Source organism: Panacibacter ginsenosidivorans, assembly GCF_007971225.1.
GTDB classification, from domain to species: Bacteria; Bacteroidota; Bacteroidia; order Chitinophagales; family Chitinophagaceae; genus Panacibacter; species Panacibacter ginsenosidivorans.
Window position 1 is genome coordinate 4,846,370 of record NZ_CP042435.1, and the last position, 16,035, is coordinate 4,862,404.

16 protein-coding genes are annotated in these 16,035 nt (G+C 36.6%); 12 read left to right on the forward strand and 4 right to left on the reverse strand.

Going from position 1 to position 16,035, the window contains the following annotated elements:
- Positions 1-36 precede the first annotated feature (36 nt).
- The 11 genes from FRZ67_RS20620 (at position 37) to FRZ67_RS20670 (ending at position 11,379) form a co-directional block, all read left to right on the forward strand.
- Positions 37-933 (forward strand): sulfotransferase family protein, encoded by an 897-nt coding sequence (locus FRZ67_RS20620; protein WP_147192463.1) that lies wholly within the window; start codon positions 37-39, stop codon positions 931-933.
- 273 nt (positions 934-1,206) lie between these two features.
- Positions 1,207-2,775 carry a lipopolysaccharide biosynthesis protein gene (locus tag FRZ67_RS20625; protein WP_147192464.1) on the forward strand — a complete coding sequence of 523 codons (1,569 nt, stop codon included), beginning with the start codon at positions 1,207-1,209 and terminating at the stop codon, positions 2,773-2,775.
- Between the two features lie 8 nt (positions 2,776-2,783).
- Positions 2,784-3,524: a sulfotransferase family protein gene (locus tag FRZ67_RS20630; protein WP_147192465.1), complete on the forward strand. Its 741-nt coding sequence runs from the start codon at positions 2,784-2,786 to the stop codon at positions 3,522-3,524.
- A 17-nt stretch (positions 3,525-3,541) separates the two neighbouring features.
- Positions 3,542-4,300, forward strand: coding sequence for a sulfotransferase (locus FRZ67_RS20635; RefSeq protein WP_147192466.1), 759 nt, complete (start codon positions 3,542-3,544; stop codon positions 4,298-4,300).
- Positions 4,301-4,426: 126 nt separating this feature from the next.
- Positions 4,427-5,884, forward strand: coding sequence for an O-antigen ligase family protein (locus FRZ67_RS20640; RefSeq protein WP_147192467.1), 1,458 nt, complete (start codon positions 4,427-4,429; stop codon positions 5,882-5,884).
- 15 nt (positions 5,885-5,899) lie between these two features.
- Entirely contained in the window at positions 5,900-6,817 is a 918-nt protein-coding gene (locus FRZ67_RS20645; RefSeq protein ID WP_147192468.1) for a sulfotransferase, read from the forward strand.
- Positions 6,818-6,820: 3 nt separating this feature from the next.
- Positions 6,821-7,021: a hypothetical protein gene (locus FRZ67_RS20650; RefSeq protein WP_147192469.1), complete on the forward strand. Its 201-nt coding sequence runs from the start codon at positions 6,821-6,823 to the stop codon at positions 7,019-7,021.
- Positions 7,022-7,119: 98 nt separating this feature from the next.
- Positions 7,120-8,064: a sulfotransferase domain-containing protein gene (locus FRZ67_RS20655; protein WP_147192470.1), complete on the forward strand. Its 945-nt coding sequence runs from the start codon at positions 7,120-7,122 to the stop codon at positions 8,062-8,064.
- Positions 8,065-8,172: 108 nt separating this feature from the next.
- Positions 8,173-9,282 carry a glycosyltransferase gene (locus FRZ67_RS20660; protein WP_147192471.1) on the forward strand — a complete coding sequence of 370 codons (1,110 nt, stop codon included), beginning with the start codon at positions 8,173-8,175 and terminating at the stop codon, positions 9,280-9,282.
- Between the two features lie 7 nt (positions 9,283-9,289).
- Positions 9,290-9,946: a hypothetical protein gene (locus FRZ67_RS20665; RefSeq protein WP_147192472.1), complete on the forward strand. Its 657-nt coding sequence runs from the start codon at positions 9,290-9,292 to the stop codon at positions 9,944-9,946.
- 188 nt (positions 9,947-10,134) lie between these two features.
- On the forward strand, positions 10,135-11,379 hold the full coding sequence (locus tag FRZ67_RS20670; RefSeq protein ID WP_147192473.1) for a metallophosphoesterase: 1,245 nt from the start codon (positions 10,135-10,137) through the stop codon (positions 11,377-11,379).
- Between the two features lie 62 nt (positions 11,380-11,441).
- On the opposite strand, the gene FRZ67_RS20675 is transcribed toward FRZ67_RS20670, so the two are convergent.
- Positions 11,442-12,443 (reverse strand): Gfo/Idh/MocA family protein, encoded by a 1,002-nt coding sequence (locus tag FRZ67_RS20675; RefSeq protein WP_147192474.1) that lies wholly within the window; start codon positions 12,441-12,443, stop codon positions 11,442-11,444.
- Between the two features lie 228 nt (positions 12,444-12,671).
- On the opposite strand from FRZ67_RS20675, the gene FRZ67_RS20680 reads away from it, so the two are divergent.
- Positions 12,672-13,337 carry an SDR family oxidoreductase gene (locus tag FRZ67_RS20680; protein ID WP_147192475.1) on the forward strand — a complete coding sequence of 222 codons (666 nt, stop codon included), beginning with the start codon at positions 12,672-12,674 and terminating at the stop codon, positions 13,335-13,337.
- On the opposite strand, the gene FRZ67_RS20685 is transcribed toward FRZ67_RS20680, so the two are convergent.
- The 3 genes from FRZ67_RS20685 to FRZ67_RS20695 form a co-directional block, all read right to left on the reverse strand.
- Positions 13,326-13,802, reverse strand: coding sequence for a hypothetical protein (locus FRZ67_RS20685; protein WP_147192476.1), 477 nt, complete (start codon positions 13,800-13,802; stop codon positions 13,326-13,328). The genes FRZ67_RS20680 and FRZ67_RS20685 overlap by 12 nt on opposite strands.
- A 111-nt stretch (positions 13,803-13,913) precedes the next feature.
- Positions 13,914-15,542, reverse strand: coding sequence for a L,D-transpeptidase family protein (locus tag FRZ67_RS20690; protein ID WP_225975420.1), 1,629 nt, complete (start codon positions 15,540-15,542; stop codon positions 13,914-13,916).
- Between the two features lie 120 nt (positions 15,543-15,662).
- The gene (locus FRZ67_RS20695) at positions 15,663-15,857 is read right to left on the reverse strand and encodes a hypothetical protein (protein WP_147192477.1); all 195 of its coding nucleotides are present in this window, start codon (positions 15,855-15,857) and stop codon (positions 15,663-15,665) included.
- Positions 15,858-16,035: the final 178 nt, after the last annotated feature.

Genomic DNA, 16,035 nt, shown 5'->3' on the forward strand with positions numbered 1-16,035 from the left:
TGTACTAGTAACTAAAACTTAATCAAAATTCCATTTATGAAAAACATATCCAGGCCTGTAATTATTATTGGGTCCGGCAGATCGGGTACAACTATTATTTCTGAAATTCTCTTCAGGCATGAGGATCTTGCATGGCCTTCTAATTACCAGGAAAAGTTTCCTTCCCGGCCTGGAGTGAATTTACTGCGTAATTTATTTGATAATAAACTATGGCGTTTACAAGGTCAAAAACCACAGTTAAATAAAGTATCAAAATTTAATAAAGTTCTTTTCAAACCTGCAGAAGCTTATAAGTTTTGGGAATACCTTACTGGTCCGGCAATTGATTTTTCGCGTGGCTTTTTAATAAATGAAAGGCCAACTGAAAAAGATGTAAAGCGCATACATAAAGCTTTTGGTAGAATGTTGCATTACCAGTTTAAGAAAAGACTGGCTTTTAAGATTACAGGACCTGCAAGGATCGGTTATTTGAAAGCTGTTTTTCCGGATGCTATTTTCATCAACATTGTAAGAGAACCTATGGCTACCATTAATTCATGGCTTAATGTTGATTTCTGGCAGGATAAAGGCAAACATCAATTATGGTGGACAGGCGCTTACACGCCACAGGAAATGGAGTGGGCAGAAAAGAATACAGACAAACCGGAATTACTTGCAGCCATGCAATACCGTAAACTGATGGAAATTACAGAAAAGGAAATAGCAATGAATAAAGCCAATTGCCTCACTATTCATTATGAAGATTTCGTTGCTGATCCTTCGGCCGTTATCAATAATATTCTTGCATTTGCAGAACTGGATAAATCAACACTTGTAGATACTTACCTGCAGGGTATAAAGATATATAACCAAAACAAGAACGAAGCACCAGGAAAGCAGGTTCCGTATGCTTCCGAAATGCAACGCATATTACAGGGCCGTTATGCGTTTTAGAAAGGTATGGATCAGGCAATAGTGCTTATAGCATCGCCGGTTGTGTCACTCACTTCAGGGTTCTGAACTTTGAGAAATTATTGCGATTGTACATGCTTATAAAAGATACGGAAGTACAAGAGTGCGACGCAACGGAAGCTCAATAGCAAACCGGAAGATGGTAACATAAATTTATATCAACTGGATAATTGCCCGTAAAGGGCAACTTTATTTTTTGTAAAAGTGGCATGTTGAAGATAAAAAGTATTTTCAGAATGGATCAACGATAACCTCATGGCTTTAAGCAAACAAAAGCTGGTAAAAACCGGAATATGGCAGGTGCTAAACACTGTTGTTGTTTTGGTGTCTCAGATAGGCGCAAACGCAATAATGGCACGCTATGTAACCGATGTGGAATTTGGTCTTATGGCCATTACCAATGCGTTTGTAAATTTTGCCTGTTTTTTTTCAGAGGCAGGAATGGGAGATGCACTATTGCAAAGAAAAGTTGTAGAGCCACAGCATAAAAATGCGGCATTATATTTTAGTGTGCTAGTATCGGTTGTACTATATGTGATATTTTATTTTTGTGCACCACTTATTGCTGACTTCTATGGTAAACCTGAACTGATAAATATTTTACGCGTACTTGGCTTTAGTTTTATATTACTTTCTATCGGCTCTTCTTCCCTAAACCTGATGCAGAAGAACTTCAACTTTAAACAGGTTTTCTTTAGTGATAGTCTAAGTCTGTTTGCTTCAAATATATTAGGGGTTGTTTTGGCCATGAAAGGTTATGGCGCATGGTCTGTTGTATGGTCTATTCTGTTTTATAATGCAGCACGCATGGTGATGGTGTGGATCATTGAACCTATTCCTTTAAAACTTGGTGCAACATTAAAACACTGGAAAGATCTTGCTGGTTATGGTGCAGGCTTAACCCTGATAAGAATAAATAATTATGTTAGCGGCTTTGGAATAATGCTTGAGATTGGTAAGCTTGTTAGCATCGCATTACTCGGTGCTTTTGAGCGTTCGTATCGTTACACTAATTTGCCGGTTAGATACATTGGAGATATGCTGCAGAAGATCATGATGCCTTTCATGTCTAAAATGCAGGATGAAGATGAAAAGTTGTATGTTTTCTTTTATCGTGCACAGTCTTTCTCTAATTCATTGTTAGTACCAATAAGTCTTTTTGGTTTGGTATTCTGCAAACCCATAGTATTTATACTGCTGGGTCATAAATGGGAGAATGCTATTATACCCATGCAGATACTTTTTCTTTCGCTTCCATTCCGTATTACAACAAAAGTGGCCGATGCATTAATGCGTTCCAAACAATTGGTATACCGAAATGCAGGAAGAAAATTTCAGTATGTAGTTATATTATGTGTAGGCATCTATGTAGGATGGCTTTTTGATAAAAATAGTCTTGTCGGTATTTCCACTGCTGTAACGTTGGCATCTGTATTCAACTATGTCGCCATGCTGCTTACTATAAGAAGAAGAGTTTTTACGCAGGGCTGGCAGAAACTTATTATCAGTCCCTTTAAAAATGGACTATTGCTCTCTGTATGTATCATCGCACCTGCATATGGGTTATATTTCCTGCTGAATATGTTTGTGCAGGAACAAGTGGTCTCATTCATTATAGTCACCAGTATCGTAGGTGTTATCCTTTTATTTCTTTTCCTAAAAAGACCAAAATGGCTGGGAGAAGATTTTGCAGATATGCAGAAAGAGATCCTTAAAATGACAAAAGGAAAAGGTGGTGGCAAGAAAAGAAAAATGATGGAAGAAGAATTAAAGATGCAACACGATAACGATATTCCAACAGTAACTGAACCAATAAACGAATAAATACCTGTATGACGAAGTTTATTGTTTTTACTACACCAAGAACCGGATCAACTTTACTGGTAAAATCTTTAGACAGGCATCCTGAAATCTTTTGTGCAGGGGAAATATTTTTATTGAACGGCACACAGTTTCATGGTGAATGCAGTTTCCCTTTCTGGAAATTACCCTTGCCCAAAAAAGCCATCTACATCATGAACTTTCCAAATATGTGGATGAATCTTTCGTCATTCCTCAAAAATTTTTTTACACCTGCCAATGGAGAGAAAGCAAAAGGTTTTAAGATGATGCATTTTCAAACATTCTATGTTCCCGGAATGATTGAATACATAAAAAAGAACGACATAAAAGTAATACTCCTGCTACGTGAAAATCTTTTGAAGAACACCTTGTCAGATCTTCGTGCAAGAGATACAGGTGTTTATCATAACAGTGGCAATGTTGCCGAAAAATTACCGAAGTTCAATGTTGATATCCCTCAGCTCGAAAAAAAGATGGAGGAGATTGCAGGTATTCAGAAAGAGCTTGAGAATGTTACATCATCAATGAATACACTAAAGATCACTTATGAAGATTTTGAGAACTGGGATGCAACAATAAGCAAGGTGCTTAACTTCATTAATGTTGAGAATATTCAGTTACCACCGGTATCAAAAAAATTAAATCCTGATAAGCTGGAAGATATGATCGAGAATTACGATGAAATGGCAGCATGGCTTAAACAAAAAAATTATGCGCATTTCCTGGATTGATAATGTGATTTAAAACGATGACAAAATTTATCATTTTTACCACACAACGCAGCGGCTCAACTGTTTTAACAAAAACACTTGATGAACACCCACAGGTATTTGCGGCAGGTGAACTGTTTCATACAAATGAAAAGATACATCATCCCGAATGGCATTTCACGTTCATTAATTATCTTGGTAAGGGTAAAGCCCGTGGTGTGCTAATGAAAATGAATAAAGCGCTAAATAAACTTAGCATCAAAAAAAGGATCACAAAACATCTCAATGCTTTTTTTAACGCAAAAGACAAAAATGAAAAAGCCCGGGGATTTAAGTTAATGCTTTCGCAGGTTAAGACAACACCTTATATATGGGAGCAGGTAAAAAAACAAGATGCAAAAATTATCGTGCTCCTGCGAAAGAATATTCTTGAAACAGCGTTATCAAAATATCGTGGCAGAACAACGAAGCTTTACCATTCAGATGATAATGTTGGGAAACAAAAGATAAAGATTCCAATAGCGGAATTTACTTCATGGCTCGCTATGCTGGATGGGTTTAATAAACGGTTATTGGAATTGACAGAAGGTCTTGACAGGATAGTTATTTATTACGAAGATTTTGGCAACTGGCAACAAATACTCGATCAGACTTTTACTTTTCTAGAAGTTGATAAAATACAACTTGCGCCGGTTTTGCAGAAAGTTGGAGCAAATGATTGGCGTGAAGATGTAGAGAATTATAAAGAAGTGGAACAGGCGGTACAGCAAACAAATTATGCGGCTTGGTTGAATTAGGTAATGTTTATTTTTGTGTGCCGGTCAGAAGTAAAAATATTTGACTTTCGTTGCGTCGCACACTTGTACTGAATAATATTTTTCAGCAAATAGTATGGCTGAAATAAATATGGTAAAATTTTTATTATGGCAATGAATTTAAAGTTAAAAGATGCGTGGTATTGGATTGCCAATTTTGCGATCCTTGGTACATGTTCCTTGTCTATGTACCTGGATGATCCATTGCCTTTATTGGCTGTCGCAGTCCCTTTGATTATGTTGGACCGCGCCTATGTAGTACCGGTATTGCTTTTTATCGCCTGTATAGAAGGCTCTTTTGCTTCTGAAGATTCCTCATCAAAAGCAGAGACTTACGCCATTGCGTTTATCATGCCATTCTTTCTATATGATTATATCAAACATAATAAAACAAAAATACCTTACGCACTTTCGTTGTTATATATAGTATTTGGTTTTTTCATCATCTGGGGTATGATCATCTGGTCAACACATCCTGAAATAAAGAAATATATTACATCACTATTGTTTACCAGAGTGGGCGTTTTCATTTACATTAAAATGTTTATGAAGGTGGTCAAGCTGGTCTTCTTCTTTTTATATCTTAAGGTGCTTATTAATAATGATAAAGATCTTCTTTACCGCGCCTTAAACCTTATGAAAGATATGGCGCCCTATCTTATAGGATGTGTGCTTTTAGATATGCTGCTGTTTGGCGTTGAAACGGAGAAGTTTGATACACTGCATTTCGGAGAAGCACACCATGGTGATTTTTCTGCAAATATGAATGCGCTCGGTGCGTTCCTTTATATCGGTATATTCGAATCCAAAACAAGTATGTTCAAGCGGTTTGTGCATGTATGTGGTTTGGGGATGTTGCTATTTGTGATCATGAATCTTGCCTCCCGTAATGGGTTGCTAAGCTTCATTATACTTGGTGGGCTTGGTGGCATGCTTGCCTTATGGAATATGCGATGGGGGGCAAAAGTTATTATAGTAACAATAACCATTGCTTTAGCAGGAATTTGTGCCTACTTGTTTAAAGATTCTCCAACAGTTGAGCGGTTTATTTACCAGACGGAAGAAGAGGACGGTGGAGACCGTTGGCTATATTGGAGAGGTGGTCTTATGGCCCTACAAAAAGATCCGGTGTTTGGGTTAGGTGGAGATGAAACTTCTGCGTTATTTGCTGTTGGTACTTATTCTCCGGAGGTAGAAGACCATGTAATGCATAATACGTTTCTTGAGTTTGCAGTAGAATATGGCATAGTTGGTGAAATTTTCTTCCTCATTTTTGTGGGCACTATTTTATACCATTCTTACAAGAACTATATGTTTGCAGCCAAATACAATGAGATCATTCTTGGTGTTCCGAGTATATCTTACTTCATATCAATTTTTGCAGGTTTATTTGTAAGCCGGGTCTGGGAGTCAACCCTCTGGTATAACATGACCATCGTTTTTGCTATCTATATCATTTTCCGAAAACCAGTTGAAGACGCATTGAAAAAAAGAAGGAGATATATATTGCATGGGCTTGGGGATCCTATGCTTGATCCTTCACTGGCACTGCATCCCGCTAAATAAAACACAACCCTGCTTATGAGTAATTTCCTATCGAAAAACGAATATTTACTTCAAAAACCAATTATAATCTTTGGTACCGGCCGTTCCGGTACCACTGTTATTTCTGATATTATTCTTCATCATGAAGAACTTGCCTGGCATAATAACTGGCAGGAGCTTCTTCCAAAATCAGCAACCATAAATTATTTGCGTCGTTTATTTGATAATGGCTTATGGCATATAACAGGCATGAACACACAGAACAATAAATCATTGATCAACCAGGTTTTATTCAGACCAATTGAACGTTATGATTTTTGGGAAGTTGTTACCGGACCACGTATAGATTTTTCAAGAGGTTTTTTGCTGAATGAAAGAGCTACTGACGAAGAGAAACAACAAATGCGCTTGCACTTTGCTAAAATGGTAAAGTATCAAAACCGAAAAAGACTTGCATTTAAACTTACCGGTCCTGCACGCATGGAATATTTGCTCAGCGTTTTTCCCGATGCACAGTTTGTACAAATAACAAGAGAGCCTGTTGCTACGATCCGTTCCTGGCTTGAGATTCACTGGAGCAGTCAGATGACAGAGCAATTGTGGTGGAATGGAGCTTATACGGAAGAAGAAAAAGAAAAATCAAAAGAATACGCAAAAGATCCCGCATTGTTTGTCGCGTTTCAGTATAAAAAATTGATGGAAACGACAGCTTACGAGATCAATAAACTGAAGCCAGATGTTTATACAACGCGTTATGAAGATTTTGTAAAAGATGCAAAAGGATTTATTGCAAACATGATGCATCATCTGGGATTGCCTCATTCAAAACAGGTTGATAAATTCATGGAAAAAATTTCTGTACAGAACAGGAATAATCGTGCGGCAAAATCTGCAAAGACCGAAATAAGTGAAGAAACAAAAAAGAAGATTCTTGAAATAGTAGGAAATATATAAGCAATGAATTGGCGCACTGTTGTTGGTATTATTCTGATTCTTTCTTCAATAGAAGAAATGTTGAGAGTATTTTTTGATTACCGAGCAGGTAAGTCAGAAGCTAGTCCATATGATGTTATGCTTGGATTTATTATTGTTGCATTTATTGGTTTTCTATTAATGCGAAAGGGAATGCAGAAAAGTGTAAATAAACTAAAAAAATAAAAGTAAGTGTTGCCATAGAACAGAACGCACAAGAGTGCGACGCAACGAAAGGTTAATTAATAAATAAAAGTCCGGTAAATAAAAAATTTTCACTGCTTATGAATGATAAGCCAATAAAATATGAAGAGCTGTTAGAAAAACCGATACTGATTTTTGGTAGCGGGCGTAGCGGCACAACTATTTTATCTGAGATCATTTTTCAGCACGAAGACCTCGCATGGCACAGTAATTACCAGGAAATTTTAACGAAGTCAACATGGATAAATTATTTCAGAAGATTCTGGAGTAATAATATGTACAGTCTTGTGAAGTATTGGAAATTTGTTGGTGTTAGCAAAAATACAAGACAAAAATTTGGATCATTTTTAAAGCTTGCTATATTTAATCCCATCGAGCGATACGCTTTCTGGGAAAGCATTACAGGGCATCGCATAGATTTTTCAAGAGGATTTTTATTGAATGAAAAAGCAACACCGGAAGAGATTCATCACATACGTTCTTTTCTTGCAAAGCAGGTAAAATACCAGGGCAAAAAAAGATTGATCATGAAGTTTACTGGTCCTGCACGTTTGGAATATCTTACCAGTATTTTCCCTGATCTGATTGTGGTGAGTATTGCACGCGAACCAATCGCCACGGTGCGTTCATGGCTTGAAGTTGGTTTCTGGCAACGCATGGGTATTGATAAACTTTGGTGGATCGGTGCATACTCAAAGGAAGAAGAAGCAGAAGCTGAAAAACTAAAAGGTAATGCGCCGCTGATCACAGCGTTTCAATATCGCAAACTGATGGAGACAACACAATACGAAATTGAAAAGCTTGGATTGAATGTGTTGCAAACACGCTATGAAGATTTTGTAAAAGATCCGAAAGCGTTTATCAAAAACGTGATGGACTTTATGCAACTGACGCAATCAAAACATGTAGATAATTACATGAATGAAATGGTCGTAAGTAATCGCAATGCAAGAACATCAAATAAAACAACATTCAGCGATGAAACGAAGCAACGCATTATGGAGATCGTTGGCGAGTATGCGTAGAAGAAATTATGAACCAAACTGATTGCTGCTATTGTGCTTCCGTTGCGTCGCACTCTTGTACTGCAACAAATAATTCAACAATAAAAATCACACATCAGACATTCATCTATGGCAGATAAAATAAAAGTAGCTCATGTAATTCGTGTGTTTAGTTATGGAGGCGCTGAAGTTTTACTGCGTGAGTTTTTTGCGCAACCTGAATTTAAAGAACAGGTTCACTCTGATCTATTTGTGTTGGATCATAAAAAACTTGGATTGAAAGATGATGTTACACCCAACATCAATAAATTCTATTTCTATAAAATAACCACCTGGAAATTTTTAGTTGAATATATCAGATTCCTTCAAGATATAAAAAAAGGCAATTATGATATAGTGCACATGCATCTTCCTGTTGCAGGCTGGATGGGCGTTGTAGCCAAAATTTTTACCGGAAAAAAAACAAAATACATTTACAGCGAACATAATCTTGTAAACTTCTATAGCAAATACAATTACTATTTAAGTGGGTGGACGTATGGCTTTTTTGATAGTGTTATTTATGTATCGCATGAAGTAGGAGAGGTGATACGCAAAGTACAAAAAGGTTGGTTCTTTAAAACCAATCATCCTGTTACGATATTGAATGGTATTGATACAAACAAATTTCATTGCACACACAGACATGAACTAAAGCCTGCAGAAACATTGACGATTGGTTTGGTGGCAAGGTTTCGTCCGCAGAAGCGTGTTGACCGCTGGGCAGAAGTAGCAGCAGAAATCCATAAGAAGAATCCCAATATAAAATTCTTAATGGTTGGCGATGGACCGAGTGATGATTTGTTAAGACAGCGCATCAAAGAATTAAATATTGAAGGCGTTATTGAATTGCCAGGAATGCTTACCGACACTTATGCAGCTTATAAACGTATAGATATATTTTTACTTACCAGTGATTTTGAAGGTTTACCATTGGCATTACTTGAAGCAATGAGTTGTGGTTGCGTGCCTGTTATAAGTAATGTTGGTGGTATAAAGCAATTAGACTTTGGTGGTATTGGGCATAAGTTCGATGAATTTGTTACTGCTGATATTGCTGATAAGATCGTTGCGTACACACAACAACCCGAAAAGTATTTTGATGAAAGCGATCGTTCAAGAGAGTTTGTTATAAAATATTATTCACTTACAAAACAGGTGAATGAAATTATTGATTTGTATAGGGAGTTGATGAAATGATAATCATATGTCAACAAAACACTTACTACTATTATTGTTTATGCCTTTTATTTTTACTAGTTCTTTTGGACAAGAGAATTCTATTCCCAAGCAATACAGGCCTGTTAAAGAGATTTATGGTGATTTAAATAAAGATAGTGTTGATGAAAAAATTGTGGTTTATAATGTTAACGACACCGAAGATGAAGTAGAAGGCGTGGATAGGGAAATTATCATTTTCAAAAAGGAAAATAGAAATTGGGTAATATGGCATCGATCAAAAACTGCAATTGGCAATAGCAAAGATGGTGGGATGATGGGTGATCCATTTGAAGGTATAGAAATTAAAAACGGAATACTATTAGTATATGAGTCTGGTGGAAGTAGTTGGAAATGGTCGTTTATTGATAAATACAGATTTCAAAACAATAATTTTGAATTGATAGGCTATGTTTCCAGCGCCGGTAAAGTATGTGAATACTGGCAGGATGTTGATTACAACATTTCTACAGGGGAAATTATTATAAAAAAAGAATACGAAGACTGTGATAAGGCACAAGAAATTTATAAAAGAGAGAATGAAGAGTTTGTTTATAAATTAAAAAATAAAATTACCCTTGAAAATAGAGACAAGGAAGAGATAAAAATAATTTCACCCAAATATAAACATGAGATTTATTTGTAGATGATTATCATTCCAACCCATGAAGTGATTGCGACGCAACAGGCGATGCTATGAAAAACTAAAGCTGGTATCCTAAAAATTATCTTTGTGCCTCCGCGTCTTTGTGTGCAACAAAACATTTTCAATTCCTTTTTGTTTTATTGTAATAATGCAATGCTTATTTCTACTAACTTGGTAAAAATTTTTGTATGCGTACAAGCGGGTGGTGGGTTGTAATATTAGTTATGTTGCTGATAGATCTTTATGTATTTATGGCGATGAGGACTGTGACGCAAAGCAGCGGTGATAAAACGAGAATAACAATCTATAGTATTTACTGGATCATTTCGGCAGCAGGTGTTATTACCATTTTATTATTTCCTTATGTGCAGGCACTTCAAACAAGTATTGTTTTTCGCAATTATATTTTTGCCATACTAGTTGGATTATTTTTTGCTAAAATATTGGCGAGTACATTTTTTTTAATTGATGACCTGCGCCGCGGGGCATTGTGGCTGATGGCAAAACTCTTTCCCAATACCGGCGCAGACTTTGTGCAGCAAAAACCATCTATCAGCCGCTCTGCATTTTTAACGTGGACGGGTATTGCAATTGGCGGTGGCTTATTTAGCTCATTGCTTTACGGGTTTTCGAACAAATACAACTATGGTGTGCGTAAAGTAAAGCTTGCGTTTGGTAATCTGCCGGCGGCTTTCAAAGGTTTGCGCATTGTTCAGGTAAGTGATATACACAGCGGAAGCTTTACAGATAAAGCTGCAGTGGAACGCGGTGTGCAAATGGTGATCGATCAAAAGCCGGATCTTATATTATTTACGGGTGACCTGGTAAATGACCGTGCAGATGAAATGCATGAATATATGGATGTGTTCAATAAATTTTCTGCACCGCTGGGTGTGTACAGCACATTGGGTAATCATGATTATGGTGATTATGTTTCCTGGCCTTCTGATAATGCAAAAAAAGCAAACCTCGAAAGGCTGAAAGAAATTCATGCAGAACTTGGCTGGCGTCTATTGATGAATGAACATGTTGCAATAGAAAAGGATGGTGATGCGATTGCATTGCTTGGAATTGAGAACTGGAGCGCTTTTGGGCGGTTTCCTAAATATGGTAAGATGGATGAAGCCTATCCTGGAAGTGAAAAATATCCATTCAAAATTTTGATGAGTCATGATCCTTCTCATTGGGATGCAGAAGTGCGAACAAAATATCCTGATATAGATATCATGTTAAGCGGCCATACACATGGTATGCAATTCGGTGTAGAAAATCCTTACTTCAAATGGAGCCCTGTGCAATGGTTTTATAAAGAATGGGCTGGTTTATATAAAGAAGGCAAGCAAATGTTGTACGTAAATCGTGGTTATGGGTTTATTGGTTACCCCGGCCGTGTAGGTATTATGCCGGAGATAACAGTGATTGAATTAGCATAATGGTGAATGGATAATGGTAAATAGTCTTTTGTAACGTAATAACCTGCAGCAAACGATAAACGTTAAACTACTTTATCCGCTTCATAGCTTATTCCGGCTTTTGCTCTTATCGCATCCAGTGTTTCGATTAATAACATTGTATCAGCAAAAGACATAACCGGGCTTTCTGTAAGACCACTACGCAGGCAATCACATACATGCCTTATTTGATATTGATAACCCCAGCCCGCTTCTTTTTCAACCGGAATAACTTCTTTGCTGTCGATCCATCCGGGATAATATTCAATAGTTGTATCCGGCGCATAAAAACGATGGGCCAGTCTTATTCTTCCATTGCTGCCATGTATATCTGCTTCTGTTGCTATGTTAGATGCAAAGCTTGAAAACAATTGTGCCAATGCACCATTCCAATATCGGAATGTAACGGCGCATTGCTCATCGATACCTGTTGATGCAGGCGTCATTATTGCTTCAATTTCAGTTGGTTTGCCAAGAATACCCAACGCCATAAACACATTGTAAATGCCAATATCAAGCATAGTACCGCCTGCCAGTGCAGGATCAAAAATTCTTGGAGCTATGGGCTCAGTCGGTTTAAAACCAAATTTTACCAACACACTTTTTACTTCTCCAATCTGTCCAGATGCTACAAGCTCTTTTACTTTTATAAAGTGTGGAAGAAATTTTGTCCATAATGCTTCCATCAAAAAAATATTTTTCTCTTTTGCCAATGCTATCATTGCGGATGCTTCTCTTGCATTAATGGCAAAAGGTTTTTCACACAATACTGCTTTACCATTTTGCAGACAAAGCATCGTGTGCTCGTAATGAAAATTATGAGTGGTAGCAACATAAATTGTGTCAACTTCCGGATTACTTACCAAATCCTCATAGCTTCCATGCAGGTATTTTGCCGGGTAATCTCTGGCAAATACCTGGGCCGTATCAATATTTCTTGAACCAATAGCAATGAGCTCCGCATCTTTCACCAGACGCAGGTCAGACGCAAACTTTTTTGCGATCTTGCCGGCACCAAGAATTCCCCAACGAATATTTTGTGACATATACAAACAATTTAAAGAAAAATATTTTTAATACCAGCTTCAGTAAGAATGGCATCGCCTGTTGCGTCGCAATCACTTTATCGTTCACATCATTACTCAACATTTGATACGGCAAGATCGTTCAATAAATTAGAAATTGCTTGTTATGAAAGTACTGGAGAATGAAATGAAAACAATAAAATTTTTACTGCTAAATCTTTTTTTTATTTTGTAAGCGTATTTATTTGCATGAAACATGTTTTCATTACCGGCGGCACAGGTTATATAGGCAAAAGACTTATCCCGCTTTTGCAGCAGAAAGATTATATGGTTACTGCATTAGTCCGTAATGGCTCTGAAAATAAATTACCTCCTGGGTGTAATATTATTATAGCAAACCCTTTTGAAGCAGCTTCATTTATGAAAGATATTCCTGCTGATGCAACTTTTGTACAATTGCTCGGCGTGCCGCATCCCGGACCAAAGAAGAAAGAACAATTCAAAACAATTGATCTTGCTTCTGCAAAAGCTTCTGCTATTGCAGCATTGCATGCAGGTGTAAAACATTTTGTATATGTAAGTGTTGCACAAACGCCAACAGGTATTATGAAAGATTACCAGCAATGCCGCGCAGAAGGAGAAACAACAATAAGAGCAACAACTATCCCTTCAACATTTATAAGACCATGGTATGTAATTGGTCCCGGGCATTATTGGCCTTTGTTATTTCAACCATTGTTTAAGATACTCGAATGGATTCCTTCCACATCTGCAAAAGCCAAAGCATTGCGTATTGTTTATTTAAATCAAATGTTGAATGCATTGTTGTATGCTGTTGAACATGCGCCTGCAAATGGAGTTGATATAATTGAGATAAGTGATATAAGAAAGATGAATAAAAAATTAATTGATTGATATATTTTTTTTCTCAGCTCGTTTCTCATGATTTAGTGTTTGATTTAATACAATAATTATCTCATCAAAATCATCTCTTGTAGTTAAGTTGTCATGATAAAATCTTAATGTAGTACCTGAAGCGAGTTTTATTTTTAAATTGTAATAGTGAGGATCAAAACCTTTACTTATTTTTTCAATGTCGTTCCATTTTAGATTAATATCTTTTACGTTTGACAAAGCGAATTTTTTTGTCCATACAATACTTATCTGATCTTTACTTATTGTCCATTCTGTTCTTCCTGTTACAAATTTTTGCCAAAGAAAATACATAAGAAAGCCGATTATAGCTGTAAGCGAATAGGAAGCCAAGGGACTTAATCCATCTGGAACAAAAATCCATATAGAAATCATTAGAAGTGCAATTGAAGATAAAAGTAAAATAGCCGCATTTGTCTGAGATACTAATTTAATTTTATAAGTCATGCTATATTAGTTTATTAAAAAGCACGTTGAAAAAGCTAAATATTATTCCGAACGCACAAGTGAGTGACACAACAGGCGATGCCACAAAGTTCAACTGCTTGTTACATAAAATTATTTTTTTGAAAAAATCATATCTGCAAGACGCTTATCTCTTCCATACACATCATCCCTGAAATTTATTTTTCCATCTTTGCTTACCCACGTAGTAAAATACGCAATAAAAACAGGAACTGTTTCTTTAAGGGTTACATATTGCTCCTTACCGCTATTCATTGCTGCAACAATTTTTTCTGTAGTCCATGATGAATCGTGCCTTAACAAATACTCAGCAAATTTTTGTGGCTGTGAAATTCGGATGCAGCCATGACTAAATGCACGATTGGTTTCGCCAAATAAAGATTTGGAAGGTGTATCATGTAAATAAATATCATAGCTGTTGGGAAATAAAAATTTTACAAGCCCAAGTGAATTATTGGGCCCTGGTTTTTGACGGACGGCACCACCATTCCATTCCATATTATGACTGGCAAGGTAATTTGAATTTTTTCTTATGCCCGGGAGCACTTCATTTTTTAAAATGCCCGAAGGTACATTCCAGTAAGGGCTAAACACGATGTATTTTATAGTGCCGTTGAAAATAACAGTTTTATGCGCAGGCTGACCAACAACGACGTTCATGCTAAAAGCAACTGTGTCGTTTTCGTAAACATATAATTTGTAAGCGGGGATATTTACAACCACATAATTTGAAACAAGATTAACAGGAACCCAGCGGCAGCGCTCCATGTTTACAATGATCTGTTGTATTAACTTACTGATTGGAATATTCATCTTTTTAAGAATAGCGGACCCAATAACACCATCTTCTTTTTCTCCATAACGATGTTGAAAATTTTTAACGGCAATTGTAAGTGTAGTATCAAAGATTGCACTGTTATTATCATTTGAAAGATCGCCTGTTACAAACAGAAATTTTCTGATAGTTGCAATTGTTGCAGATGAATCTCCTTGCTTGTATGTTTTCTTATCTGCTTTAATTGTTGGGAAGCCACCCTTGCTCTCTATGTCTTTATATTTTTTTAGTTGTGCTCTTAACAGCGCATACTGCCTGTAAACAGGTGCTGTATCAAGAATGTTTTTTCCTGTTAATAATGAATCAAGCAATTGGTTATAGGAAACAGTTTTTCGTGGCAGGAACCAATCGAGCGATTTCATTCTCTTTGCATCAAGGCCACTCCATACAGTTCTTGCATAAATAAAATATTGAGCGGTAAGCATGAGCTCTGTAAATTCATTTGCAGTATTTGTACTGTCCAGCGCATCATTCTTCATTAAGTCTGTGAAAGCATCCTTATAAGGAATACTATCCGGCAGCCCTTCTTCACTTATATTTTCCATTCGGTTATATAGGTTGGCAGCCTGTTCTATCAAACCATTATTATCGTACCACGCAAAAGCAAAATTTCTTTTGGCGTAAAATGTATCAATATCTTTTTTGTATGATCTTAATTTAGGATAACGTGAAAGAAACGCATCAATAATTTTTTTATCAAATTTCAATGAACGTTGATCACTAAAATTACCCCGGATGGTAATATCATTTTTGGTAGGTTGTGGAATAGTATCAGGCCTCTCAGCTTTATGTTCTTCTGTTTTTCCATCACTGCATGCAGTAAAATGAAAAGAAATAACAGACAGGAAAAACACTATTATAACGTAGGTTGTTATTTTCATTCTCATGTGCCGAAGTTATTAATTACGGGTGTCAAATAAAAAAGGTCTTCCGGCGAAGACCTTAATGAGGTTACTGATATGAAATTGACTTGCGAATATCAGTATGGTATGGTTACTGAATTGCTGTTAATAAGATTGTGGGTCCCTTCTTCTGGAAACTTTTTGTGCAGTTTTCATATTTCGCTGGATATTCCAGAGATCGGCTGCGCTTAATTGCTTGAAATTTGTGTTTACCGCAATTGTTTCTTTAACTTCTGTAACCAATTTGCTTAAATCGTCTGATTCCATAGTAATAATGGAATGGCTCACATTACTGTTCATTGTTTCTAATTTTTAATCTAAAAAATTCTTCCTGGCAAGCGCTGTGGTTAGCAGTAGATCGTTAGGGCTGTTGGCTTAATGACTATAATCAGTTAAAGATGATCAACTTCTGATTTGCGCTGCGAAGATATGCTGCAAATTATTATTAAACAAATATTGTGGTCAACGGTTTGTTAAT